Genomic DNA, 26,462 nt, shown 5'->3' with positions numbered 1-26,462 from the left:
GCCGTCCCGACGCCCAGCAGGTCCGCTCCCGCGGCCAGGGGCCTCTATCATCGGCGCTCATGACCTCTCGAATCCGTGTGCTCGCCGCCCTCGGTGTGGCCGTGGCGTTGACGGCGACGGCGTGCACCGATCCTCCCGCGATCCTGACCGATGCCCCGCCGGACACCGCGCCGCGCGATGACCTGGACGCGGGACGCAGCGATCCCGTCATCGATCCACTGTATCCAGAAATCGGGCACGCGGACATCGACGTGCTCCACTATCAACTGGACCTCGAGTACGACCCGGCACAGCGGGAACTGCGCGGCTGGGCGACGTTGACGATCCGCCCGGTCGAGACGGCCGACGACCTCAGCCTGGACTTCTCCGACGCCCTGAAGGTGACGGAGGTGCTCGCCGACGGTGAGACCGTCTCCGATTACGAGCAGGAGCAGTGGGATCTGTACGTGGCCACGCCCGTCGTTGCCGACGAGACGATGACGCTCGCGATCGCGTACAGCGGGACCCCTAGACCGATCGATGCCCCGTCGCACCGGGGCGACATGACGGAGGGCATCGGGGCGTCCATCGGCCCCGAGGGGAACCTCTGGTCGTTTCAGGAACCGTACGGGGCGCTGACGTGGTATCCGTCCAACGACCACCCGTCCGACGAAGCCCTGTACGACTTCGCGATCACCGTTCCCGACGGATACGCGGGAGTCGCCAGCGGGACCTTCATGGGCGTCGAGGACAACACCTACCGTTGGTCCTCATCGGACCCGGTGGCGTCGTATCTGGCGACGATCGCCGTCGACCGGTACACGATGACCGAAATGGAGGGTCCGAGCGGGCTTCCCATCACGCTGTGGAACACGCCCGACTATCCCGCGTTCGACCCGATACTCGAACGGACGCCGGAACTCATCGCCTGGATCGAGGAACGATACGGTCCCTACCCCTTCGATTCGGCGGGGATCGTCATCGTCGGCGGGATGTCGGCGATGGAGACGCAGCAAATGGTGACCTTCTCCGGCGGCTTCGCGAACATGGGGGAGTCCGAGTACGTCACCGGAGTCGTCGTCCACGAACTGGTGCATCACTGGTTCGGCAACACGGTGACGCCGAAGGACTGGACGGGTCTGTGGATCAGCGAGGGCGCCGCCACGTACGTCGAACAGCTGTGGCAGATCGATCAGGGCAACGTCGAGGAGAAGGCCGTCGTCGATGCCTGGCGCATCGAGGATGAGGAACTTCGACAGACGTACGGCCCGCCGGGCGACCCGGACCCGGCGGCGTTCGCGGCGTCCAACAGCTACTACTGCGTCGCGCTGATGCTGTACGAGCTGCGTGACGAGATCGGTGGCGCCGAGGCCGTCGACGAGCTCCTGGCGGCCTGGGTCGCGGAGCACCTCAACCAGAACGTCACGCGCGCCGATTTCACGGCCTTCGTCAACGAGCACACCGGCAAGGACCTGACCGCGTTCATCGACGCGTGGCTGGACTCCCCGACCACTCCCCGATGAACTGACGGTGAGACGGGAGATGCCCGACACGTGACACGTGTCGGGCATCTCCTCCACCGGGGGGATGGTGGTTCGAAAAAGCTTTCGGGGTATGGCTTCGGGGGTTCGGGTTTAGAGCACGCCGCCCTCGTCGTACAACCAGTCGACGAACGCTCCGGAGACGGCCGCCGCGCAGTCGACGAACTCGTCGAGCAGGGCGTCCGACAGGCCCGGGCGGACGGGGATCTGGGTTTCGCCGTAGATCGGCAGTTGACCGGTCTCGGTGAGCTCGCCGACGTACGCCTTCAGGAAACGACGTGTCCGGTTCCACTCGTTCACGGCACGGTACGCGCGGTTCTCCCACTCGGTCGGAACGGTCGAGTAGGCGCGTGCCCGTAGGACGAGGATCTCGCCGGCCGGGCCCTCTCTGCGGATCTGGAGCACGTGACGCTCCCACATCGCCAGCAGCGCCCCCGATTCGTCGACCAGGTACCGAACGGACAGGCGACGCAGCGACTGCGCGAGCCGGTCGTTGGTGAGTTCCCCGGCGGGTTCGGGCTGTTCGTCGTTGTCGGCGAGCTGCTCCAGACCATTGAAGAAGTCCGGGTCGAGATCCATCAAATCCTGCTTGATGATGTCCCAGCGCTCGTGCGGGTCGTCACTCGCCAGGAGTTCGTCCAGCTCCACCTCGGCGTCGCTGTGGCGAGGCGCCGGAATCGGACTCGGTTGAGCAGGTCGGATGCTTGGGCGCTCGGTGACGTCGTTGAGCTCCGTCGGCTCGTTCACGCCTTCCGATTCGCGCTTTCTCCACCAGGCCATCTCGCGCCCCTCCCGTTCGATGATCGCTTCGAGTGATCCGTGTAAATGCTTTGGTCGCCGGTTCGCGACTCCCGTTGGTGGATCACGTCTTTGGAAACGTACTCGCCGGGGCCCGTCGAAGGCCAGGGGAAAGGGGTGACATCACGCCGGACGGACCCTCGAAATCAGCCGAACGGGCCATGCTCCAACCACGACCGACCGATGCGATGCCGCCGTCCGTCGACCCCCTCAGCGATCGAAGATCGCGAATTACAGCAGCGTAAGACCGGGGTCGGAACTCCACACTGTACCCATGTCGGCCTCGAGCCCGAGCCGCCCGCCGAGCCGACGAACGCGCACCACACCGGCGTCCGCGAGCCCCATCCGCAACAGGCCGACGACCAACCGCAGCCGGACGGCGTGATCGCCGTCGTCATCGAGCACGGTGACGACGACCTGATCGAGCAGAACGTCTCGCAACCGGCGGTCACCGACGCCCTGACCCCGCGCCGCCCGAAGGGTCGCGGCCGCGGCCTCGCCGATGCGGCGGATGTCGGCGACGGGTATCTCCTCGACGATCTCGCCCGTGCCACGCGGTAGTGCGCCGCGCCACTGACGGTCTCTGGACACGGGTAGTTCGCCCCCGTCGAGCACGCGCAGCAGCTCGGCCGCGAGGACGGCCCTGTCTCCGTCGAAGTCGCCGGGAACGGACGTCATCGCGAGCACGTCGAAAGGCAGGACGACCCATGCCTCGACGGTGCCGGCGGCTCCGGCCCGCAGCCGCACGAGCGCGTTCGGGTCGAGGCGGCACGCCCGCGCGAGGAACCGCCCGAGTGGCGGCACCGACGAGAGTTCGACGACGGCGCGGCCGTCTGTCGTGACGGTCGCGGTGCGGTCGAGCGTCGACGGGCGGGAACGGCGCGGCGTGCTCATGGGGCGCATCTTACCGACGGCGCCCCCTGTGCCTCACGTCTCGCATGCGAGCCGGGGAACGGTCAGTCGCTCCACTCCTCGAGGAAGGCGCGTTCGGCCTCCGAGACGCGACGTGAACGCCCGGCCGTGAGGTCGTAGGGGACGAGAACGGACCGGGCGCGGCTGGCGAGCTTGTCGTCGTCGAACAACTCGTAGTCGACGACGAAGGACGAGTTGCGGATCTCCGACACCCACAGGTCGATCCGCACCGGGTCACCGTAGTCGACGGGGCGGAGGTAGTCGATCTCGTGCCTGGCGATGACGACGCCCTCCCGGAACGACGACAGCCCGCCCGACTCGGCGCCGGTGAACATCATCGCGACGCGGGCTTCCTCGTACAGCGTCAGGAAGCGGGCGTTGTTGACGTGCCCGAAGGCATCCATATCGGACCAACGCAGCGCGCAATGATAGGTGTACCGGGCCATAACGGCAGCTCCTCGGTTGTCGGCGGACCTCATTGTTGTACTCGTCGCCCGACTCCGGCCGCGACGACCAACCGACTCATTGTGAGCCACGCGACTCACCCGCGAACGCGACGAAACGCGGTGGCTCCCGCGACCTCGCGCCGACCGCGCCGAAATGATCCCCTGTAGACGATGCTGTGCGAGGGGGCCGGATCGTCCGCGCACAACGCGACCGGGGCGGGAAGAGCGATGCTCCTCCCGCCCCGGTCGTCGCGCGGATCGTCCACGCACCGGAGATTCCGTTGGTAGGGAACCACTCCCTACGGCCGGAGCCTCCTAGTCGCGGGTCAGCTTGCGGTGGGTGACACGGTGCGGCTTGGCGGCCTCGGGGCCGAGTCGGTCGATCTTGTTCTTCTCGTACGACTCGAAGTTGCCCTCGAACCAGAACCAGCGCGGTTCGTCCTCGTCGCCTTCCCACGCGAGGATGTGCGTGGCGACGCGGTCGAGGAACATCCGGTCGTGGGAGATGACCACAGCGCAGCCGGGGAACTCCAGCAGCGCGTTCTCCAACGACGACAGGGTCTCGACGTCGAGGTCGTTCGTCGGCTCGTCGAGCAGCAGCACGTTGCCGCCCTGCTTCAAGGTCAACGCGAGGTTGAGGCGGTTGCGCTCGCCACCGGAGAGGACCTTGATCGGCTTCTGCTGGTCAGGGCCCTTGAAGCCGAAAGCGGCGACGTACGCGCGCGACGGCATCTCGACCTTGCCGACCATGAGGTAGTCGAGACCGTCGGAGACGACCTCCCACACGGTCTTGTCGCCCATCAGACCCTCACGAGACTGGTCGACATAGGACAGTTCGACGGTGTCGCCGACGCGGACCTTGCCGGCGTCCGGCTTCTCCAGTCCGACGATCGTCTTGAACAGCGTCGTCTTACCGACGCCGTTGGGGCCGATGATGCCGACGATGCCGTTGCGCGGCAGCGAGAAGCTGAGACCGTTGATGAGAGTGCGGCCGTCGAAGCCCTTCACCAGCTCATCGGTCTCGATGACGACGTTGCCGAGGCGCGGCCCCGGCGGAATCTGGATCTCCTCGAAGTCGAGCTTCCGCGTCTTCTCGGCCTCGGCGGCCATCTCCTCGTACCGGTCGAGACGTGCCTTCGACTTCGTCTGACGGGCCTTCGCGTTGGAGCGCACCCACTCCAGCTCGCCCTTCAGTCGCTTCTGGAGCTTGACGTCCTTGCGGCCCTCGACCGACAGGCGCTCGGCCTTCTTCTCGAGGTAAGTCGAGTAGTTGCCCTCGTAGACGTGCGTGCGGCCACGGTCGAGTTCGAGGATCCACTCCGCGACGTGGTCGAGGAAGTACCGGTCGTGGGTGATCGCGACGACGGTGCCGGGGTACGACGCGAGGTGCTGCTCGAGCCACAGAACACTCTCGGCGTCGAGGTGGTTGGTGGGCTCGTCGAGCAGCAGCAGGTCGGGCTGTTCGAGCAGGAGCTTGCACAGGGCGACACGGCGGCGCTCACCACCGGACAGGTGGGTGACCTCCTCGTCGCCGGGCGGGCAGCGCAGCGCGTCCATCGCCTGCTCCAGTTTGGAGTCGAGGTCCCACGCGTCGGCGTGGTCGAGCTCCTCCTGGAGCTTGCCCATCTCCTCCATCAGCTCGTCGGTGTAGTCCGTGGCGAGCTGCTCGGCGATCGCCTCGAAGCGGGCGAGCTTGGCCTTGGTGTCGGCGACGGCGTCCTCGATGTTGCCGAGGACGGTCTTCGTCTCGTCGAGGGGCGGTTCCTGCGCCAGCATCCCGACGGTGTAGCCGGGCATCAGCTTGGCTTCGCCGTTGGTGACGTGGTCGACGCCCGCCATGATCTTCAGCAGGCTCGACTTTCCGGCACCGTTGGGTCCGAGGACACCGATCTTGGCGCCCGGCAAGAAATAGAGCGTCACGTTGTCGAGGACGACCTTGTCGCCGTGCGCTCGACGCGCTTTTTCCATTGTGAAGATGTACTGGGCCACGGCCATCCCTCGTCGATGTCACGAATCTTTAGAGCGCCGTCCATACTCGCAAAGCGGATGGACGACTCGACCGGCTGCCCCCGCGCCTGTGTCGGCGGCGGCAACCCCCGAGCGCGGCGGTGAAACCGAGGCGTGGGTCGTTGCGCGGCAGCCGGGTGGGGCGGCACCAGAACGCCGACGACGTGTTGTCACCGACACCCGCTCCTGGTCTTCCGGCGCGCGAGTAGCCGAGAAACACCAGTATGCACGCACTCCCCCGACGCCCCGACGGACGGCCCGACGCGCGCCTCACGCGAGGGCGCCGTCAGTCTCACCCGTCACAGTCGCGTCGGTTCACCCGGCGAAACCACGATCGGGCCGACGCCGGACCGTAGGATGGACAGTCGTCCCGCTTTCCGCCTCCACGGCCGTGACAGCTCGGCCGTCACCGGCAATGTCGCCGGTACGGGTGATCGGGCGGACGTCCATCGACGGCCTCCCCCAGCGGCGAGTGAACGTGACGACCAAGCCGACGCGTTCGAAAGGACCATCGATGAGCGGCTCCACCACAAGTTCCTTCGTAGTCGTCGCCAACCGTCTCCCCGTCGACCGCGTGAGCGCCCCCGACGGCACCCCGAAGTGGCGGCGCAGCCCGGGTGGCCTCGTCACGGCGCTGCACCCCGTCCTCGAAGCCGAGGAGGGGACGTGGATCGGCTGGGCCGGCGACGCCGACGGAGACGTCGAACCATTCGCCTTGGACGGCATGCGGCTGCACCCCGTGCCGCTGACCGGCGACGACCTGCGCGACTACTACGAGGGTTTCTCGAACGCGACGCTGTGGCCGCTCTATCACGACGCGGTCGAACAACCGATCCTGCGCCGCAGCTGGTGGAAGGCGTACGAACGGGTCAACGCCCGTTTCGCCGAACGTGCCGCCGAGGTCGCGGCACCGAACGCGGTCGTGTGGGTGCAGGACTATCAGCTGCAGCTCGTTCCGGCGATGCTGCGCAAGCTGCGGCCGGACGTGCGGATCGGGTTCTTCCTGCACATCCCGTTCCCTCCGGTCGAGTTGTTCATGCAGCTGCCGAAGCGTTCGGAACTGTTGAACGGGCTGTTGGGGGCGGACGTCGTCGGGTTCCAGCGGCCCGGCGCCGCGCAGAACTTCCTTCGACTGACGCGACACCTGCTCGACCTCCGTCCACAAGGGCATGTCATCGACGTGGACGGGAGGCAGGTCCGAACCGGAGCGTTCCCGATCTCGATCGACACGGCGGCGGTGGAGGCGACCGCGTCCACCGAATCCGTGGCGGCCCGAGCCAAGGAGATCCGCGCCGAACTGGGCGACCCGAGGACGATCATCCTCGGCGTCGACCGACTCGACTACACGAAGGGCATCGAACAACGCCTGAAGGCTTACCGGGAACTGTTGGCGGAACGGCGATTGACGGTGCCCGAGGTCGTGATGGTCCAAGTGGCGACCCCGAGCCGCGAGCGCGTCGAGCATTACCAGACATTGCGGTCGGCTGTGGAGCGAGAAGTCGGGCGGATCAACGGCGAATTCGGAAGAGTCGGGCAGCCGGCCGTCCATTATCTGCACCAGTCGTACAGCAGGGAGGAATTGGCCGCCCTGTACTCGATCGCCGATGTCATGGCGGTGACTCCGTTGCGCGACGGAATGAACCTCGTCGCCAAGGAGTACGTCGCTTCGCGCATCGACGGTGACGGGGCGCTCGTATTGTCCGAGTTCGCCGGAGCCGCCGCGGATCTGCGACAGGCGTATGGCGTCAACCCGCACGATCTTGACCAGTTGAAAGACGTACTGATGCACGCCGCCAATGCTTCGGTCGAGGATCGACGGAACCGGATGCGCGCGATGCGGCGTTATCTTCGTGGACACGATGTGAAACATTGGGCGCGCGCTTTCCTCACCGCGCTCGGTGTTCCCGAAAGGGCCACCGCGTACAATTCCGGCAATATTCACAAAACGTCCACGTAATTGACCGCGCCATCACTATGGCATGCAGAGTCCTGGGAACCAGTCAATGACCCATAACGTCTCGACGTCCGCCACGTTCGATCCACAACTGCGATCGGCGTTGAATCGGCTCGCGCGAGTACCGCAATTGTTGATCGCCTGTGACTACGACGGCACACTCGCGCCGATCGTCACCGATCCGACCAAGGCCGTGCCGATCCCGGAATCGGTGACGGCGTTGCGGGCGCTGGCGAACCTCCCGCAGACGAAGGTCTCGGTGATCTCGGGCCGGGCGCTGCGCGATCTGGCGGCGCTGTCGCGTCTGCCCGGCGAAGTGCACCTCGTCGGCTCGCACGGTTCGGAATTCGACATCGGGTTCACTCACGACCTGTCCGACGAACAGATCGCGCTGCGGACGAAGCTCGTCGAGACGTTGGCGTCGATCGCGTCGACGCACCCCGGCACCCGCGTCGAGCACAAACCGGCGGGCGCCGCGGTACACACGCGGGAGGCGGACGCGACCGTCACCGAGGCCGTCGTGGACTCCGTGTTGAGCGGCCCGGCGACGTGGTCCGGAGTCCAACTGACCCAAGGCAAAGAGGTCCTCGACCTGTCGGTCGTGACCACTCACAAGGGTGACGCCCTGGACTCGTTGCGGCAGCAGCTCGGCGCGTCCGCCGTCCTTTTCATCGGCGATGACATCACCGACGAGAACGCCTTCGCGCATCTGCACGGCCCCGATGTCGGCATTCGCGTCGGCAACGGCGACACCCGCGCGGCGCACCGTTTGGGAGACCCGCAAGAAGTCGCGCAGTTGCTCGCGATCCTGCTGGAGACCCGCCGCACCTGGCTGCTCGGTGGGGCGGCGGTGCCGATCGAACGTCACTCGATGCTCGCCGACGGCGCCAACAGCGCGCTCGTGACGCCGGACGCGCGCATCACCTGGTTGTGCCACCCCCGCCCCGACTCCGGAGCCGTGTTCGCGGACCTGCTCGGCGGCCCCGCGGCCGGATACTTCTCGGTGAAGCCCGTCAACGGGGGCATGACACTCGGGCAGCGTTACGTCAAGGACACGATGACGGTCGAGACGCGGTGGGCCGGGTTGACCGTCGCCGACTGGCTCGACTCGACCTCGCTCCAGGCCGACGACCCACACCCGACCGTCCTGGTCCGACGGTTGTCGGGCCGCGTGCCGGTCGACATCGAATTCGCCCCCCGTCCCGACTTCGGACAACTTCAGGTGCGCCTGCAGCCCATCGACGACGGTCTGCTCGTCCTGGGCGACAACGAGCCCATGGCGCTGCGCTCCCCCGGCGTCGAATGGCAGATCACCACCGACGGCGGCCAGGACACCGCGCGCGCCACGATCGACCTCTCCACCATCGACGGCTCGCTGGACCTCGAGTTCCGCTGCGGCACGAACGACGTGTCGGCGACCGCCACCAGCGTCGCCGACCGCTGGGAGGCCACGGAACGCCCGCGGGTCGATTGGGTCTCGACCCTGACCCTGCCCGAACGCGAAGCGGACATGGTCGCGCGCAGCGCCCTCACGCTGCGCGGTCTGTGCCACGAACCGACGGGCGGCATCCTCGCCGCCGCGACGACGTCCCTGCCCGAACACCTGGGCGGCGTGCGCAACTGGGACTACCGCTTCTGTTGGCTTCGCGACGCGTCGATGACGGCGCGGGCGCTCGTCGATCTCGGTTCGCTCTACGAGGCGGAGAACTTCTTCGGTTGGGTCGCGGGCGTCGTCGAGCGCACCGGCGGGCACCCCGAACGGCTCGCACCGCTGTACGCCATCGACGGTCTGCCGCTCGGGCCCGAAGCCGTCATCGACACACTGCCCGGCTACGCCGGCTCGCGCCCCGTCCGCGTGTCGAACGCCGCGAACCGGCAAGTCCAGCTCGACGTGTTCGGACCGGTCGCGGATCTCGTCGCCGGGGTCGCCGACCGCCGAGGCAGTCTCACCGAGTTCGAGGCGTCCGTGGTGACGGCGATGGCCGACGCCGTGGAACGTCGCTGGCACGAACCCGACCACGGCCTGTGGGAGGCGCGGCAGCAACCGCGGCACCACGTCTACTCGAAGGTCATGTGTTGGCTGACGATCGACAAGGCGATCTATCTCGCCGACAAGTACGGCATGGCGCGGAAGGGCTCGTGGGAGACGCTGCGCGAGGCGATCGCGGAGAACGTCATCGAGCAGGGCTGGAACGCCGAGGTGGGCGCGTACACCGCGGCCTACGGTGACGCCGACCTGGACGCCGCGTCGCTGTGGATCGGCATGTGCGGGTTGCTCCCCACGGACGACCCGCGCTTCATCGCCACCGTGAACGCCGTCGAGGCGGAGCTGCGGTCGGGGCCGACCGTGTATCGGTACCACCGTGACGACGGCCTCCCCGGCGAGGAGGGCGGCTTCATCCTGTGCGCCGCGTGGCTCGCCGAAGCGTACATCCTCATTGGACGTGTCGGTGACGCCGAGGAGCTGTACCAACAGATCCTCGACTGCGCGGGACCGACGGGGCTGCTCGCCGAGGAGTGGGACCCGGTCGCGGAACGCGCGCTCGGCAACCACCCGCAGGCGTACTCGCACCTCGGTCTGATCCGTTGCGCGTTGCTGTTGGACAAACTCGACCGGCACTGAGCCGTTCGCCCCGTTCACTGTCGGGCCGCCCGTGGAGCCTCCGCTCCAGGGCGGCCCGTCGTCGTTCCAGGGCGCTGCGCCCGGAAAGGATCGCCGGAGGATGGCCACGCAGTCGATCGACTCACGATGAGCCCGCCCATCCTGGACGTCTTCGATCGCGAATCATGTTGGGCGGCAATGACTGTAACCGACAATAGTCCCTTATGGTATATCTCGGGGGCCTCCAGCCTCCTCCCCTAAGTCGGAGACTACCCATGGAGTGCTGAAGCCACGCTAAAGCGGGCTGAAGTCGACTTCAGCCAATGGTGTCGTCATCGCGTACGCGCGCCCTCGACGACCCGCACCACGCGGACCGGGACGGATCGCGTCCGGGTCGCGGAAGGCCCATGCGGCTCGCACCCGACACGCGTTGCGCCACTTCCTACACTGTCGGCGACGATCCGTGAGCGAAGAAGGGGAGAACGGTGCGGTTGGAAGGACGCGAATGGCGGACCCTCGTCAGTGACGTACGACTGGGCGGGAACCGATACCGCGTCATCCGACCCGAACGTCCGAGCGCGCACACGTCGCTGTACGCGAGCCGGTTCGGGGTGGAACTCTCGGTCGACAAGACCGCCACGATGGAACTCGCGATCGCCTGGTGGTTGGCCACGCGCTCACCCAACAGCCTGGTGTACCTGCCGTTGCGTTCCAGCGAATCGAACTGCGGTGAGGACTGGGGCGGCCCGAAACTCGACCTGGTGCTGCTGCACCACAGCCTGGGTTTCCCGGTGTCACGATGGAAGCAGGTGCGGACGCGCCTGTCCGCCGCGAAGAGCCACAAGGTGACCATGCCCGTCCGCGCGTTCCCGTCGATGACCGGCGAGGACTACGCGCGGCGGGACCGTCACGACTTCCGCGACCACCTCCGTTGGTCGATCACCGCCGAGACGCTGTTCCTGACCGGAAGCCGCCGCGCCTACGAACTCCAGAGCCGCTCGGTCCGTCAGCTCGTCGAGGAATGCCCGGCGGAGCTGGCCCGATATCCCGGCACGCACTGTTGCGTCGACATCCACATGGGGCGTTGGAACCGCCGTGACCGCCGGAACCCGTACTCGAAACTGCACGTCGAATGCTGTGCCCGTCACTGGTTAACTGACCCGGCCCCGCGTTCACGGGCGACTTCGCCGATGACGACGACCGCGGGCGCCGTCACGTCCGGCACCTCCGCTATCACGCCGAGCGTCGACCGGACGACGCGCTGCCTGGTCGTGCTGGCGTCCATGATCGCGACGGCGGGCAGCCGGGGGTCGCGTCCCGATTCGATGAGCGTCGACGTGATCGCGCGCAGGTGGCGAACCGCCATCAGCAGGACGAGCGTTCCCGTCGAACGCCCGAGCGCGTCCCAGTTGACGAGTCCGGCGGGGTCGCCGGGCGCGAGGTGGCCGCTGACGACGGTGAAGTCGTGGACGATGCCGCGTTCGGTGACGGGAATGCCCGCGAGCGCCGGGGCGGCGATGCCGCTGCTGACGCCGGGGATGACGTGGACGGGCAGCCCGGCGGCCACGAGTGCGTCGAGTTCTTCGCCGCCGCGTCCGAATACGAAGCCGTCGCCGCCTTTGAGTCGGACGACGGTCTTCCCGTCGCGGGCGGCGTCGATCATCGTGTCGATGATGTCGTCCTGGGTGGCTTGGCGGCCGTACGGGATCTTTCCGACGTCGACGATGTCGACGTGTGGTGGGAGGTCTTCGAGGAGGGCGGCGGGGCCGAGTCGGTCGGTGACGACGACGTCGGCGCGGCGGAGCGCGCGGTGTCCCGCGACGGTGATGAGTTCGGGGTCGCCGGGGCCGGCGCCGACGAGGGTGACGGTGCCGGTGGCGTCGCCGGGGCGTGGGCGGTGGACGGGTGCGGCGAGTTCGCCCGTGTCGAGGCGGTCGGCGATGTCGGCGGCGAGCGCGGCGGACCGTCGGGGGTCGGCGTCGGCGAAGCACGCGACGGTGAGGCGGCCGGAGCGGGCGACGGCGGGGGTCCAGGCGGTGGCGGCGTCGGCGTCGTCGGCGCGGACGCAGAAGACGCGGTGGTCGTCGGCGTCGGCGCTGACGGTGATGTTGACGGTCGGGTCGTCGGCGGCGGCGAGCGCGAGCCACTTTCCGTCCATATCGGAGGATTGGTAGCCGCGGCGGTGCCAGGTGATGGCTCCGGCGTCGGCGAGGGCTTCGAGCGAGATGTGGACGGTCGGGGCGACGAGGTGGACGCGGGCTCCGGCGTCGATGAGGCGGGGGACGCGGCGGTGGGCGACGTTGCCGCCGCCGACGACGAGGACGTCGCGTTCGGATAGTCGCAGCCCCAGGGGGTACATGGCGGGTCCTCTTCTCGCGTTCGGTTGCTGGCTGCCAGATTAGAGGTCGTCCCGTTGTCGCAGGTCGTGCGAGGCGAGTATGTGGGCGTCATGCTGTGCGGTACGGGATCGCCCGCACGCCGGTGTCGCATGCGAACGGTCCGACGTCGCCGGGCGTTCACGGTCCGCCGCAGTCGATCCGCCGGCTGACGGGACTGCCGACAAAGGCCGATGGGGGTCGTGGCCGTCGGGGATGATGGTCGTCGTCGTGGAGGCGTGGTGCCGTTCGTGTTGGGAATCGGCCGCTTGGTGCGGGTCGTTGCCTTACCGTCGTGGGCATGGGGTGGAAGCAGGCGGGGCGACGTGTCGGTGGAGTGTTCCAGTCGATGGCGCGGTCGACACGGGCGATGTTGAAGATCGGGGTCTTGGTCGGCTTGGTCGTGGCGGGCTTGGTGTTTCCGCTCGCGGCGGCCGGTGGCCTGTCGTTGAAGGCGGGTGTCGACGCGATCGACCGGTTGTCGGTGACGATCGGCGAGTCGACGCCGCCGCAGACGACGTATGTCTACGCGGCTGATGGGACGACGCTGATCTCGCAGTTCTTTGACGAGTTTCGACGGAACGTGCCGTTGGACGACGTGTCGCCGGTGATGCGGCACGCGATCGTCGCGGCGGAGGACGCCCGGTTCTACGACCACAATGGGGTGGACATGAAGGGCATCGTCCGCGCGATTGCGGCGAACCAGAGCAGCGGCCAGGTGGAGCAGGGCGCGTCGACGTTGACGATGCAGTACGTGCGTGGGGCGCTGCGGCAGAACGCCGACAGTGTCGAGGAGATCCTCTCGGTGACGGAGCAGACGCCGTCGCGGAAGCTGCGCGAGATGCGGCTGGCGATGGCGGTGGAGGAGCAGCTCTCCAAGGAGGAGATCATGGAGCGCTACCTCAACGACGTCTATTTCGGGCATCGCGCGTACGGGATCTATGCCGCGTCGTTCGTGTACTTCTCGAAGGCGCCGGGTGATCTGACGTTGACGGAGGCGGCGACGTTGGCCGGTCTGGTGCAGGCGCCGTCGGCGTACGACCCGGCGGCGAGTGACAAGACGGAGGCGACGGACCGGCGTAACTGGGTGTTGGACCGGATGGAGTCTCTCGGGTACATCACGGCGGAGCAGGCGGAGAAGACGAAGGACAAGCCGATCAAGCTGAACCTTTCGCAGCCGACGAACTCGTGCATGGACTTGTCGGCCGAGGTCATGACGTACGGCTTCTTCTGCGATTACGTGCGGCACTGGTGGCGTGCGCAGCCGCAGTTCGGGAAAACGCCGTTGGACCGGGAGAACGATCTGCGTCGCGGCGGGTACACGATCATCACGTCGATCGACCCGGCGGCGCAGAAGGAGTTGCAGGCGCACACGAACAAGACGCAGGCGAAGGGTTCGCAGTTCGCGTTGGGAACGGTCGCGGTGGAGCCGGGAACGGGTCGGGTCAAGGCGATGGCGGTGAACCGGAACTTCGAGCTGGATCAGTCGGCGAACGGGATTCACTCGCACCCGGTCGCGAGTTCGAAGGGCGTGAAGGGCAGTTACCCGAACACGGTGAACGCGCTCATGGGCGGCGGCGAGATGGCCGGGTACCAGGCGGGTTCGACGTTCAAGATGTTCACGATGCTCGCCGCCTTGGAGGCGGGCATGCCGTTGGACACGCAGATCAACTCGCCGCACCGGGTGGCGACGAAGTACCCGGTGGCGTCCGGTCCGGCGTCGTGCGGTGGCGTGTGGTGTCCGTCGAACGCGTCGGGTTCGATGGCGGGCCTCCGGACGATGTGGTCCGGCTTCGGAATGTCGGTGAACACGTACTTCGCGCAGTTGATCCAGCGGGTCGGCGCCGACAAGGTCGTGAAGATGGCCGAACGCCTTGGTCTGCAGTGGCGCAGCGACACCGACCAGTACTACGCGGACCCGGAACGGTCCGAGGGTTGGGGCGCGTTCACGCTGGGGGTGGCCGACACGACGCCGTTGGAGATGGCGGGGGCGTATGCGACTCTCGCTGCGGACGGCAAGTTCTGTCGGCCGACGCCGATCTTGAAGGCGATGGATTCGACGGGTCAGGAGATGACGGAGACCGCGCCGAACTGTCGGCAGGAGATCGACGAGCAAGTGGCGCGCGCGGCGACTGACGCGGCCAGGTGCGTGACGGGGTACAAGGCGGCGAAGGGCGGCTGCGGCCCGTGGTCGACGGCGCCGGGCGTGTACAAGCAGGTGGATCGTCCGGTCGCGGGCAAGACCGGTACGACGGACTCGACGCGGGCGGCGTGGTTCGTCGGTTTCACTCCTCAGTTGGCGGCGGCGTCGTTCATCGCGGACCCGGACAATCCGTTCAACGCGGTGGGTGACGGGAACTCGCAGAAACCGATCGACGCGGTCGCCAAGGCGATCACGGAAGTGTTGAAGGACCAACCGAAGAAGGACTTCACGCCGCCAAGCGGCAAAATCGTCCATAAGTGAGGTAGCGGTGGCGGGACGGCCGGGGCGGACGCCTCGGCCGTCGTCGCGTTCGGGGTCGGGCGGCGGGGCCGTCCGTTCGGGACGGGGCCGCGGCCGAGCGCGTCAGCTTCGGAGAACTCGGCCGACGAAACGTGACGCCATCACGGGCAGGGCGGCCCAGTTCAAATTGAGGTAGGACGCGTGGACTCCGCGCTCGACGTAGCCCTCGGTCCGTCCGCCGAGCCATGACCAGGCGGGGTGGTCGCCGGCGCGCGGGGAGACAACGGTCCGATGATGTTGGTGTCCGGTGATCGTCTCCCCCGCCCGCATGAGGACGCTCGTCGAGTAGGCGGTGGCGTCGCGGTAGCCGAGGACCGTCTGATCGGTGCTCTTGGCGGCGGCGGCGAGGACCGCGCCCATGGGTCGGCCGTCGAGTTCTTCCGCGAGCCACACGAGCCCGGCGGATTCGGCGGCGATGGGCGCGCCGGCGTTGGCGAGCGCGGCCATGTCCCGTTCCATGTCGACGTTTCCGGCGAGTTCTTCGACGTACCACTCGGGGAAGCCGCCACCGAACACGAGGCCCTGGGCTCCGTCGGGCAGTTTCGTGTCGCGGAGCGGGTCGACGACGGCGATGTCGGCGCCGGCGGCTTGCAGGAGTTCGATGTTCTCGGTGTACGAGTAGGTGAAGAAGCTGCCTCCGGCGACGGCGACGAGCGGTTTCGGGCCGGGGCGGGGCGTGTGTCCGGCGGTGGCGAGCACGTCGGCGGGGTCCCAAGGGGTCGCCGACAATCGCGGGGCGGAGCGGGCCATCGACAGGAGACGGTCGATGTCGACGGTGTCGAGGATCGTCTCGCCGAGGCGGCGGACGGCGCGGACCGCTTCGGGCGCGCGGTCGGCCGTCGGGACCATGCCGTGGTGGCGCGGGGGCAGCGACACGAGGTCGGATTTGCGCAGCGCGCCGAGGACGGGCACGTCGATGCGGTCGAGTGCTTGACGGAGGACCTCTTCGTGGCGATCGGACGCCACGCGGGTGAGGATCACGCCGGCGAGCCACACGAGGCTGTCGTACGTCTTGAAGCCGTGTACGAGCGCGGCGACCGACTGCCCGGTGAGGGCGGCGTCGACGACGAGGACGACGGGCGCGCGGAGGTGTTGCGCGAGTTGGGCGGTCGTCTGGGAGCCCGCGACGCCGGAGATTCCGTCGTACAGACCGAGAGCGCCTTCAACGACGGCGATGTCACTGCCCGCGCTGCCGTGGACGAACAGGTCGGGAACGAGCGAGTGGGAGGTGAGGCGGGGATCGAGGTTGCGGCCGGTCTTTCCGCACGCCATCCCCAGGTAGGCGGCGTCGGCGTAGTCCGGGCCGATCTTGAACGCGGACGCCGACAGCTCTCGCGCGGTCAACGCGGCGAGCAGCCCGACGGCGACGGCGGTCTTGCCGTGGCCGGACGACGGCGCCGAGATGACGAGGCGTGGCACATCGGTCATTCCTGACTCCTTTATGGATTCACAGTGGAGAGTCCAGCCCGAGTGCCGGATCGTGGGGTGACGCAACCCGCCGTCCACTGCCGGGGCGGCCCGTCGCGACCAACCTACTGGGCGGGCGCCACCGTCCGGATGTCCCTTCGCGCCAACACGAAGAGGCCGACCGGGATCATCGCGGCGAACAACCACCACTGGTAGGCGTACGCGAAGTTCTGCCAGGAGCGTTCGGCGACGACGGGGATCCCGACGAGGCCGTCGCCCGGGTCGTCGTCGGTGATGAACCCGGCGAGCACGGGGTACGAGAGGGTCCCCGCGATCAAGTCGATGTTGATGGACCGCGCCTGTGTCACGCCCTCGACAGTGTTGATCTCGCCGCGTTCGCCCTCGGACGGGTGGACGGTGCCGGAGATCGTGATCTCCCCGGCCGGGGCCGACGGAACCTCGGGGACGGCGAGCGCGCCCTCGGTGGAGGGTGGAATCCACCCTCGATTGACGAGGACGGCACGGCCGTCGTCCAGGATCAGGGGGGTCACGACCTCGTAGCCCGTCTTGCCGTTGACGCTGCGGTTGCGGATGAGGATCTGACCGTCCTCATCGAAGTATCCGGTGGCGGTGACGCGGGTCCACGCGGCGTCGGAGGCGGGGGGTTCCTCGACGTCGACAACGCTCGTGACGTCCGCCGGGGACTCGTCGTGCTGAGCCTCGACCATCCGGTCGTTGACGGCGGCGCGCGCCTCGTAGCGGTCGTACTGCCACGTGCCGAGGAACGCGCACACGGCGATCAGCACGAGCGCCAGCGCGGTGAGTCCGAGCCAGCGCAGCGACATCAGGGGTCGGAATCGGGCTGTCACGGCGGCCAGTCTAGAAGGTCGATCGGGATCGTGACGGGCGCGGCGGTCGGCTGTACTCCGCGTCTCGCGGTGCAGCCACGCGAGCGGCGGAGCGGTGCCCTCGGGTTGCGAGTCTGGCCCATTCACCGGCGAACCGGACGCGAAGGTCGAATCGTAGAAGCGGACGCGCCCTCGTGTGCGGGAGTTCCGGAGCCGCTCCCGCGCGCGAGGGCGTCCACGCCCCTCCCCGTCCAGCGGGCCGACGTCCTGAGCCGCGCCTCGCACGACCGGAAGTGCCGGGGCAGCCTCTACGATGGCCGCATGTCTGATCTTCACGCTGCCGTCGAGGCCGTCCTGCCTGGTGTCCGTGCCGACCTGGAACGCTTGGTGCGCATACCGTCCGTCGCTTTCGAGGGTTTCGACCACTCACATGTCGCCGCGAGCGCGGAGGCCGTCGCCGAGTTGTTGCGCGGTGCCGGAATGCCGGATGTGCGGATCGTCACCGGTGTCGGCCCGACCGGGAAACCCGGCCAGCCCGCCGTGATCGGGCGTAAACCGGCTCCGCCGGGAGCTCCGACGGTCCTGTTGTACGCGCACCACGACGTGCAACCCGCCGGTGATCCGGCGAACTGGGAGCAGGACGACCCGTTCGAACCGGTCGAGCGGGACGGTCGCCTGTTCGGGCGCGGTTGCGCCGACGACAAGGCGGGCATCATGGCTCACGTCGCCGCGTTGCGCGCGTTCGGGGACGACCTCCCCGTGGGCGTCACCGTTTTCGTCGAGGGCGAGGAGGAGTACGGCTCGGACTCACTCGAGAACATCATCGCCGAACATCGTGACCTGTTGGCGTCCGACGTCATCGTCATCGCCGACTCGGGGAACTGGGACATCGGGCATCCCGCCTTGACGACGTCGCTGCGGGGCCTGGTGAACGTCTACGTCGAGGTCAAGACCCTCAAGCAGGCCGTCCACTCCGGCATGTTCGGTGGCCCGGTCCCCGACGCGTTGACGGCGCTGTGCCGACTGCTGGCGACGCTGCACGACGAGAACGGCGACGTCGCGATCGACGGGCTCGTGCGCGGAACGGCCGCGCCGTTGGACATGCCGACGGAGCGACTGCGCGCTGAGGCCGGGATGCTCGACGGCGTCGAGTTCATCGGGACGGGCCGCATCGTGGAACGGATCTGGACGAAGCCGACCGCGACGGTCCTCGGAGTCGACGCCCCGGGCGCCCGCGAAGCGGCGAACGCGTTGCAGCCGAGCGCCCGCGCCAAGGTCAGCGTCCGGCTCGCGCCGGGAGACGACGACGTCAGCGCGTTCGCGGCCGTCAAGGCCCACCTGGAGAAGAACGTGCCGTGGGGGGCGCAGGTGTCGGTGACGCTCGACCAGGGCGGCAACCCGTGCGTCATCGACGCGCGGGGACCGGCGTACGACGCCGCGCGGGCCGCGTTCGCGGAGGCGTGGGACGGCACCGAGCCCGTCGACATGGGCGTGGGCGGTTCGATCCCGTTCATCGCGACGTTCCAGGAGCTCTTCCCGAACGCCGCGATCCTGGTGACGGGCGTCGAGGATCCGGACGCGCGTGCCCACGGCCCCAACGAGAGCCTGCACCTGGAGGAGTTCGCCCGGGTGTGCCACGCGGAGGCCCTGCTGTTGCAGAAGGTCGCCCAGTTGAAGCCGTCGGCGTGATCGTCGCGGGCGGGGTCGCGACNGCCCCGCCCGCGATCCGTCCACACTGTCAGCACAGTGGATGGAGGGATCAGCCGAGAAGCACCATCCCGTCGACGGCGTCCGGCGGGAGCGAGGAGACCCCGTCGACCACCCGGTCGGCCCTCGAACGCGGATCGTCGTCCGCGAAGTAGCCGTCCTCCTGGGACTGCCACACGGTCATTCGATCGCGGACGTCCATGCCGTCGCGATCGAGCACCCGCCCCAACGCGGCATTGGCGTCGGCATATATGAATACATTGAATGTCAACAGTGGATTCCATTCTCGCCGGGCAGATGAAACACCCTCCATAATCAATATGTCGGGTGGATCGACGGAGACGAAATCATCGGCCATTTCCCCGCGTTCCCAATCGTAGGCGCGAAAGCGGGCGGCCTCACCACGCGATATCGGCCCCAGGACCGCGGACGACAGGCGAGGCCCGACTTCGAGCGGATGCTCCCAGCCGATCAGCAGGTCGTCGGTATGCACAATGGCCACGACATGCCCGGCCGCACTAACGCGTTCGGCCAGTCGCCTGGCGAATGTGGATTTGCCGCTGCCCGAACGGCCGTCGACGGCGACGAGCCTCGTGGCGCCGAGACGCGGGGGCCGCTCGACGATCGCCGATACCACGGTCGCATAGGACTCAATTCTCATAACACTCCGATAACAACACCCGTCGCGGGTTGACACCCCTCGACGCAAGCCGATATCTCTTTATATGGGTCAGCAAGAAATTCGAAGTGCCCAGGGTGCCCACTGCCAAAGCACCCTGGGCACTTCGCCTGTGTTCACCCGATCCACACGCGCCCAAGGGTTTCCTTACACCTCCAATGCCAAGCCGGCCACCGTCGGGAAGATTCGGACCGTCACCCAAAGCCATGGTGACGCCACCATTTCGATCCATTGGGGATATCAAACCGATCCCGATCCAGTCCACAATGTTTGCATGGCCCCACCCGCACGCGATGTCGCGGCCGACGGTCATCACGACCAGGGGTTGGATCGTCGTTGCCGCAGGTCGCGCGAGGCGCGGACCGAGGGTGTCACCCGACCAGGCGGAGCGGTTCCTCGGTGTTCGGCACCTTTGACGTGCCGCGGCGCGATGCGGGTGCTCCGACGACGCCACGAGGCGGCGCCTGGCGGTCGCGCAACGGGATGTGGAGTTCCGCGCTCGCTCAGGGCTCCGCTACCCGTCCTCCCCCGCACGGTGCAGGATCTCCTCCAGCGACAACCGAGGCGTGGCAGGCGGAGTGAAGCCGGGACTGTGCGCCCAACCAATCCGCAACACCAACATCGGGTAACCGATTCCCGACAACAGACCCGCGAGCCGCTCCCGCGTCGCGTCCACTTCGATCGGTTCGCTGAAGGGCTCCACGGACAGGCCGAGCTCGGTCGCCACCAGCCACAACGCCGACAGCGCCTCACCGGAGCGCAGCCACGCCGGGACGTCGTCCGAGGTCGCGAAAACGACACCGTAGACGGCGGAATTGTCGTTATCAGGCTCATCGGTGACATCGGACGGATGTGTCGGCCGTGCCCGCCCGAAACGACGTGGTGCGACCCGAACATGCCCCGGCTCCGGGTTGACGGCCTCCTCGGGGACACCCACCCCCGAACGACTCGCTCCCGACCACTCGTTGATCTCGTCGAGCCGCTTCGCGTCGGCCGAGATGATCCGCTGCGCCTCGTTCGTGATCGCCGACAGAGTCATCACGTCGGCGTCGGACAGCACGTGAAAGTGCGCGCCCTCCGACTCGGCGGTGTCCGACAGACGCTCCAACGTCTCCGTCGGAACCGGCTCGTCCAGGACCGGCCACCGGTCGGTGTGGCGATACATCATGAGGCGCAACGCCTGTATCCCCTCCTCCGTCGACTCACCACGCTCTCCGAGCGCGATCCGGGCCAGCGGGTCGGCCGAGGTGACGGTCCGGCCCCGAGCCCGAGACACGGCCGGATTCGGATAACCCTGCGCCTCCAAAGCCTTCCGAGCATGATGCAGGGCCGCTCCGCAGCTGAATGTCAGCAGACGACCGTCCGGGTCGCTGAGCCGCAACTGACGCCGCGTGTCGGCGAACAGCTCCAACGCCCCCATCGTGATCTCCCAGCGCCACGGCTGCGTGTTGTGAACCGACGGCGCGAACCGCGCGACACTCACCGCCGAGGTCAACACCTCCACGGATTCACTCGAATCGGCCGACATCTCGCCTCCCCCTGTCCGGAGTCCGGGCCGGTCACCCGCACCCCACCCGCAACAGACTACTGAAAGCGACGATGAAGCACCGCTAAGTGCCGCGCTCGGTCGTCGGACTCGGCGAACTCAGGCCACGGCGGCGAACAATCGATCAGCGGCGGCCCGGAACGCCTCGTCCTCGGTGAAGACCCGCCAACCACCGAAGTAGGCGAGCCGCTCGTCGCCCTCGACCAACGCACGCACCAGGGGAACCGCGGGCGCGGCCGCCGAGCCGATCCGCGCGAGTCGACCGACCGCGAATCTCATGACGGGAAGGACACGGCCGTCGCGAAGACCGTCCAAGGTGCTCGCCAACACGGGCACCGCGCGGGTCGCGTCGCCCGTGATCGACCAGAGCGAGGCGGCGGCGCGAGCGCGCCCCCACTCGTCCCCGGCGTCGAGGAGGCGGCTCAACGCGGGGACGTGGCCGCCCGCCGGCTGCCCCAGTTCCCCGAGCCACTCGACGGCGGCAAAGCGGTCGCCGGCGTCCACGGCCGAGCCGAGGACGTCCAGCGCGATCGTCGGATCGCCGCTGATCCGGTAATGCGTGATGGCGAGGTGGTGCCGCAGCCGGTCGCCCTCCACGTCCGTGACCGGCGGTAGCGTCACGCCCGACGCCGCCGGGCCGATCGCGCCGAGCGCGGCCAGGATCGGTTCCGTCGTGACGGGGAGCAGGGCGGCCAGCTCGCCGACGGCCGGAGCGGCTCGGTCTCCCCATTCGGCCAGAACACCCGCGAGCGCGCGGATCTCGGCCTCGTCGGCGGCGCCGAGTTCGCCCAGGCGGGCACGGATCGCGGGCAGCAGTTCGTCGGCCCACTCGCCAAGCGGCGCGAGCACGTCCGTGAGGCCGGGAATGGCCGAGGAGACGGTGCGATCGCCCCAGAACATGTTCGAATGCGTGAAACCGGGCCGACCGGTCGTGATCAGTTCCGTGAGCGAAGGGAGGGACCTCCGGTCCTCGAACCGCGTCGCGGCCCACAGCGCGATGTCGGCGTTGGACGTCCGGCGCCACTGCCCCTCGTCCGTGAACAGCGCCGTCACCTCGTCGGCGTGGTCCACCGCTTCGGCCCCGATGCACGCGAGCATGTGCAGGGCCCGGGCCCTGCACTCGGCGTCGGGATCGGCGAGGAGCCGCCCCAACGTCGGCAACAGGGACGTGGTGACGGATCGGCGATGCATCGTGGCGATGGCGGCGACGTGGGCGGCGGCACGGCGAACCTCGACCGTGGCACCGTCGGCGGCGAGACCGGTCACGACGGCGATCTGGGCCGCGCCGTCGTCGAACAGCTTCGCCGCCGTCGTCGCGAGGCCGAGGTGGTCGCCCCCCGTCGTGGCGTGAGCCCACCGGTTCGCGTCGGGTGCGCGGATCGCCCCGACGGGGATCTCCGTGTCCGACGGTTCGGCGACACCGCCCGCTTCGACTCGGGCACGCAGCGCCGCGAATCGGAACTGCGGATCATCTCCAGTGGACAAGTTTGAGAGAAGCGTCATGATCGACTCACGCGACGCCGGACCTTCCACAGTATTCATCGCGGAGCCGAGAGCGACGACGATGTCGAGGCGGGTGCCGGGTTCGGTCTCGGAGTGCCACCGCTCGAGGAGCGCGGACGCCCGCTCGTCCCCCACGAGGTAGGTCATCAGCCGGGTGACGAGTCGCCGAATCTCCGCGTCCTCGTCGTTCGCCAACGGTCGCAAGCCGTCGATGGCGGAACGCCACGCGGTCGGCCACCCCGGGTCGACCCAGTCGTCGTGGACGGTGCGGGCTTCGTCGGCCAAGGCGTCGATCAGGTGGAGGACATGGGAACGCAGCGAATGTCCCGGGGTCGTGACGAGATCGACGAGGAAGGGAAGGGCGGCCGTTGCCGCCGAGCATACCCATCCACCCTGGTGGTAGAGGTTGTTGTCGAGCTCGTTGAACGCGGTGACGGCGTCGTCGGCGGTGTCCGCACGACATCGGCGCAGGAGTTCCGGCACGTCCGAGGCGGGGCCGTAGTTGTGTCGGAGCTCGCCCCAGGCGATCGCGTCCAGTCCGTTCCACATGCGCCGCACTCTAATGTCCGCGTCCGACATGGTCTAGCCGACGACGGTGGCCCAGCGCGCGATCGCCGCACGCACGGCGTGATCGTCCATGATCGACTCATGATTGCGGTACCAGGACAGGCGTTCGTCTCGGGCGATCGCGGCCGTGGCGAGGGTGAGGCCCTCCGTCGATCGCATGGCGGTCAGGCGTTCGACGGCGGTGAGGTGGACGGGTGCGACGTGGGCCTGGTCGAGCCCGACCAGAACGGAGCCGAGCGCGGGGGCCGCGACCTCGCCATCACCCGTAATCCTCCACAGTGCCCACGCATGATTGGCGCGTTCCCAACCCGGATGGCTGTCGGCGAGCAGGTCGCGCACCGTCGTCGCGTGTTCGGTGCCGGTCGGGCCGAGGTCGGCGAGAAACTCGGCGGCGGTCGATCCATCCATAGGGGACTGTAGCGCGCCGCCGAGGACGCGCGTCGCGATCGACGGGTCGCCGGTGACGCGCCAATGGGCCCACGCGGCGACGAGCCGGTCGTGCCCGGCGGCGTCGGCGCGTTCGGCCAGTTGAGCGGAGGCAGCGACCGCTGCGGGGCCGAGCACGCCCAGCGCGCGGGCGACGACGAGGGGAAAGTCGGCGCCGTCGAGCGCGGCCACCAGTTCGGGAGCCGCCGACGCGGCTCGCTCGTTCCACGCGATCACGGTCCGGCACAGGGCGGCATGGCAGGTGCCGTCGGCGATCGACAATCCTTCGCGCAGCGCGGGTGTCAGTCGAGGCGCCCAGTCTCCGAGTGGGGCGAGCGCGACGTCGGCGGCGATCTCGCCGAACGGATGGTCGCCGCGTCGAAGGCGGTCGGCGACGATCGGGACGACCCCCTCGTCCTCGAGCCTCGCCAGAAAGCGGAGCGCGTGCCCGGCGTTGGTGTCGCTGTCGGTGTCGAGCAGCGCGGTCACGGGCTCGCGGAGTGTCTCGGCTTCCGGGCCGAGGCCGGCGATCAGCCGCAACGCCGCCCCTCGTATCCGCGCGTCGCCGTCGCTGAGCGCGTCGCCGAGCATGGGCAGCAGGTCGTCCGTCGGGGAGCGCCAATGCGCGGCGACGGTGGCGGCCGTTCCGAGAGCGAGAAGGCGTGCGTCCGGGTCCGCGGCACCGGCGTACAGGAGACGAGCGAAACGGCTGCCGGGGGCGGCTTCCGGGAACAGCGCCCCCGCGATCAAGGCGATCCGGCCGCGAACGCCGCCCGAATCCGCGCCCTCCCACCGCTTCACGTCGGCCGCGAGCAGCGCGTCGGCGGCGACGTCAACGTGATCACCGGGTCGAAGCGCGTCCGCGTCTGTCAACGCGCGCAGTGCCGCGAAACGAGCCTGGAGATCGTCCCCTTCGAACAATCTATTGAGGATTGAGCGGACGTCGGGCGCAGAACCGGGGTGGGCCGCGATCAGTTCGCCGAGGCCGATGACGACATCGAGTCGGAGCGCGTCATCGGGCTCCTTTTCCAACCGGCTCAACAGGACTGCCGCGCGTTCGGACCCGTCGAGGTACCGAGCGAGGACGGTGGCACCGCGCCGCACTCCCAGGTCGGGATCGTCGAGGAGGCCCATGAGCCGGGGTAGCGCGGTTCGCAGCGCCGCGGGCCAGGCGGTGTCGACGAACTGTTCGTCGACTGTGGTGGACTCGTGCGCGAGTCCGTCGATGAGGTCGAGTACGCCGACGCGAACGGGGCTCCCCTCGTCGCACGCCACGGCGACCAGGTACGGCAGCGCCGCGGTCGCCGCCGAACACACCCAACCGCCTTGGTGGTACAGGGCGTCGTCGAGCATCCGCGCCGCGTCGACCGCGTCGGTTCCACCCCGACACGCGCGCAGCAGACCGGGAATATCGACATCGGACCCACCATTGTGTTGCGATGCGTCCCAGTCGATCCGGTCGATTTCGTCCCACATGCGCGATGATGCTACTGCCCGCGGCAGTATGAGGACCGGTGTCGGGCCGACGATCTCACGACGGCGAATCCCATGAGATCGAGACACCGAACCCCGTCGATCGTTTGGCGGCCTTTGCCCCGTTCGCCCGTTATGGAACTTCTCAAGCCGACCGGGTTAACCTGCTGCTCCCCGAGAGAGAGGACCAACCATGATTCGTCGTGGCCGCGCGGCCTTGATGGCGTCCGTGGTGACCGCGGTGGGTTTGATCGCCGCGCTCGTGGCGGCACCCGCCACGGCCGAGGAAGGCACGATATCCGCCCAGGCATCCGTTCTGGACTTGAAACTCGCCGACGCCGCGCAGGCGGCCGCGGCCCCGGTCATGTACTTCGGGGCCGAGCCGCTCGCCGACGTCAACGCGGCGGCCGAACGCGCGGTGTCGAACGCGTCCTGCGCGATCGACCGCAAGTACGCGACGGCGTTGAGCATCGCGATGATCTGGCCCGAGGTGTCGCCGAGCGGTGCGGCCCCCTCGCCGATGACGCTGTCGCGGTATGACACGCAGTCGACCCTCGGAGACCCGCAAGGACGAGCCCCCGGCCTCTGGTTCCACCCCGGCATTGGAATGTGGCAGTTGGACTCGGCGGGGCTCGGAACGGACTTCACCGCGATGGAGGCGATGGACACCCGCAACGCCGCCGACCGGATGGTCCCCTTCATCGTCAACAAGTTCTGTTCACGAATCAACGCCGGGGCCACCGCCCCATCCGCCCGCGCCTCGGCGTGGGCCGACTGGAACGCCTGCCGTGAAGGAGCCTGCGACACGATCTTCTGGCGCGTCTACAACAACGGCGTGACCACGGTCGACGGCGTGGGCCGCTACGGCGGCGGCGAGGTCCGTGAGTGCCGCTACGGCGGCGTGACGCGCGCTTGTCTGTTCGTCGACCCCGCGCGGGCGCAGGGAAGCAACTGGTGGGCGAAGCCCGGTGGCGGGCGCTCTCCGATCGCGGCACCGTTCTACGTGTTCAAACAGGACGTCAACGGTACGCAAACCGAAGTCCGGTACTGGTTCGCGGCGAGCTCGGGGGCGTCGACCGACGTCGTCGCGTCCCGCCCGTTCGGCAGCAACGCCAGGGGCGGCCTGACCTGGCAGACCGGCACCGGTTTCTGCGACCTGACGACGGGAACGGGAGCCTGCTGACGACGG

The 26,462-nt window shown here is 68.4% G+C and carries 17 protein-coding genes; 6 read left to right on the top strand and 11 right to left on the bottom strand.

Features of this window, described 5'->3' with window-relative positions:
• Nucleotides 1–59: 59 nt before the first annotated feature.
• Nucleotides 60–1,502 carry a M1 family metallopeptidase gene (locus ACM9NP_RS03205; protein WP_415645030.1) on the top strand — a complete coding sequence of 481 codons (1,443 nt, stop codon included), beginning with the start codon at nt 60–62 and terminating at the stop codon, nt 1,500–1,502.
• 111 nt (nt 1,503–1,613) lie between these two features.
• Here the strand turns inward: ACM9NP_RS03205 and ACM9NP_RS03200 are convergent, their stop codons facing one another.
• The 4 genes from ACM9NP_RS03200 to ettA all read right to left on the bottom strand — a co-directional run bounded on the left by ACM9NP_RS03200 (nt 1,614) and on the right by ettA (nt 5,665).
• Complete coding sequence (locus ACM9NP_RS03200) at nt 1,614–2,099, bottom strand: type III secretion system chaperone family protein (RefSeq protein ID WP_415645101.1); 486 nt, start codon at nt 2,097–2,099, stop codon at nt 1,614–1,616.
• Nucleotides 2,100–2,549: 450 nt separating this feature from the next.
• Entirely contained in the window at nt 2,550–3,212 is a 663-nt protein-coding gene (locus ACM9NP_RS03195; RefSeq protein ID WP_415645029.1) for a hypothetical protein, read from the bottom strand.
• Nucleotides 3,213–3,274: 62 nt separating this feature from the next.
• Nucleotides 3,275–3,676 carry an acyl-CoA thioesterase gene (locus ACM9NP_RS03190; protein ID WP_415645028.1) on the bottom strand — a complete coding sequence of 134 codons (402 nt, stop codon included), beginning with the start codon at nt 3,674–3,676 and terminating at the stop codon, nt 3,275–3,277.
• A 315-nt stretch (nt 3,677–3,991) separates the two neighbouring features.
• Nucleotides 3,992–5,665 carry an energy-dependent translational throttle protein EttA gene (gene ettA, locus ACM9NP_RS03185; protein WP_415645027.1) on the bottom strand — a complete coding sequence of 558 codons (1,674 nt, stop codon included), beginning with the start codon at nt 5,663–5,665 and terminating at the stop codon, nt 3,992–3,994.
• 532 nt (nt 5,666–6,197) lie between these two features.
• Between ettA and ACM9NP_RS03180 the strand changes: the two genes are divergently transcribed.
• Nucleotides 6,198–7,640 carry an alpha,alpha-trehalose-phosphate synthase (UDP-forming) gene (locus tag ACM9NP_RS03180; RefSeq protein WP_415645026.1) on the top strand — a complete coding sequence of 481 codons (1,443 nt, stop codon included), beginning with the start codon at nt 6,198–6,200 and terminating at the stop codon, nt 7,638–7,640.
• A 46-nt stretch (nt 7,641–7,686) separates the two neighbouring features.
• Nucleotides 7,687–10,260, top strand: coding sequence for a trehalose-phosphatase (gene otsB, locus ACM9NP_RS03175; RefSeq protein ID WP_415645025.1), 2,574 nt, complete (start codon nt 7,687–7,689; stop codon nt 10,258–10,260).
• A 1,123-nt stretch (nt 10,261–11,383) separates the two neighbouring features.
• Here the strand turns inward: otsB and cobA are convergent.
• Entirely contained in the window at nt 11,384–12,598 is a 1,215-nt protein-coding gene (gene cobA, locus ACM9NP_RS03170; RefSeq protein ID WP_415645024.1) for a uroporphyrinogen-III C-methyltransferase, read from the bottom strand.
• A 365-nt stretch (nt 12,599–12,963) separates the two neighbouring features.
• On the opposite strand from cobA, the gene ACM9NP_RS03165 reads away from it, so the two are divergent.
• The gene (locus ACM9NP_RS03165) at nt 12,964–15,078 is read left to right on the top strand and encodes a transglycosylase domain-containing protein (protein WP_415645100.1); all 2,115 of its coding nucleotides are present in this window, start codon (nt 12,964–12,966) and stop codon (nt 15,076–15,078) included.
• 102 nt (nt 15,079–15,180) lie between these two features.
• Here ACM9NP_RS03165 and ACM9NP_RS03160 read toward each other — a convergent pair whose 3' ends face one another.
• Complete coding sequence (locus ACM9NP_RS03160) at nt 15,181–16,545, bottom strand: cobyrinate a,c-diamide synthase (protein ID WP_415645023.1); 1,365 nt, start codon at nt 16,543–16,545, stop codon at nt 15,181–15,183.
• Between the two features lie 104 nt (nt 16,546–16,649).
• Nucleotides 16,650–17,393 carry an SURF1 family cytochrome oxidase biogenesis protein gene (locus tag ACM9NP_RS03155; RefSeq protein ID WP_415645022.1) on the bottom strand — a complete coding sequence of 248 codons (744 nt, stop codon included), beginning with the start codon at nt 17,391–17,393 and terminating at the stop codon, nt 16,650–16,652.
• A gap of 300 nt (nt 17,394–17,693) precedes the next feature.
• Between ACM9NP_RS03155 and ACM9NP_RS03150 the strand changes: the two genes are divergently transcribed.
• Complete coding sequence (locus tag ACM9NP_RS03150) at nt 17,694–19,061, top strand: dipeptidase (RefSeq protein WP_415645021.1); 1,368 nt, start codon at nt 17,694–17,696, stop codon at nt 19,059–19,061.
• 70 nt (nt 19,062–19,131) lie between these two features.
• Here ACM9NP_RS03150 and ACM9NP_RS03145 read toward each other — a convergent pair whose 3' ends face one another.
• From ACM9NP_RS03145 to ACM9NP_RS03130, 4 genes are all read right to left on the bottom strand, one after another.
• Nucleotides 19,132–19,740 carry a uridine kinase family protein gene (locus tag ACM9NP_RS03145; RefSeq protein WP_415645020.1) on the bottom strand — a complete coding sequence of 203 codons (609 nt, stop codon included), beginning with the start codon at nt 19,738–19,740 and terminating at the stop codon, nt 19,132–19,134.
• A gap of 532 nt (nt 19,741–20,272) precedes the next feature.
• Nucleotides 20,273–21,286: an Acg family FMN-binding oxidoreductase gene (locus ACM9NP_RS03140; RefSeq protein WP_415645019.1), complete on the bottom strand. Its 1,014-nt coding sequence runs from the start codon at nt 21,284–21,286 to the stop codon at nt 20,273–20,275.
• A gap of 117 nt (nt 21,287–21,403) precedes the next feature.
• On the bottom strand, nt 21,404–23,356 hold the full coding sequence (locus ACM9NP_RS03135) for a HEAT repeat domain-containing protein (protein WP_415645018.1): 1,953 nt from the start codon (nt 23,354–23,356) through the stop codon (nt 21,404–21,406).
• Nucleotides 23,357–23,389: 33 nt separating this feature from the next.
• On the bottom strand, nt 23,390–25,276 hold the full coding sequence (locus ACM9NP_RS03130) for a hypothetical protein (protein WP_415645017.1): 1,887 nt from the start codon (nt 25,274–25,276) through the stop codon (nt 23,390–23,392).
• 190 nt (nt 25,277–25,466) lie between these two features.
• Between ACM9NP_RS03130 and ACM9NP_RS03125 the strand changes: the two genes are divergently transcribed.
• Nucleotides 25,467–26,456 carry a hypothetical protein gene (locus ACM9NP_RS03125; protein ID WP_415645016.1) on the top strand — a complete coding sequence of 330 codons (990 nt, stop codon included), beginning with the start codon at nt 25,467–25,469 and terminating at the stop codon, nt 26,454–26,456.
• Nucleotides 26,457–26,462: the final 6 nt, after the last annotated feature.

The organism is Stackebrandtia soli (genome assembly GCF_965137155.1).
Classification (GTDB): domain Bacteria; phylum Actinomycetota; class Actinomycetes; order Mycobacteriales; family Micromonosporaceae; genus Stackebrandtia; species Stackebrandtia soli.
This window is presented reverse-complemented; position numbering and strand designations above follow the sequence as displayed.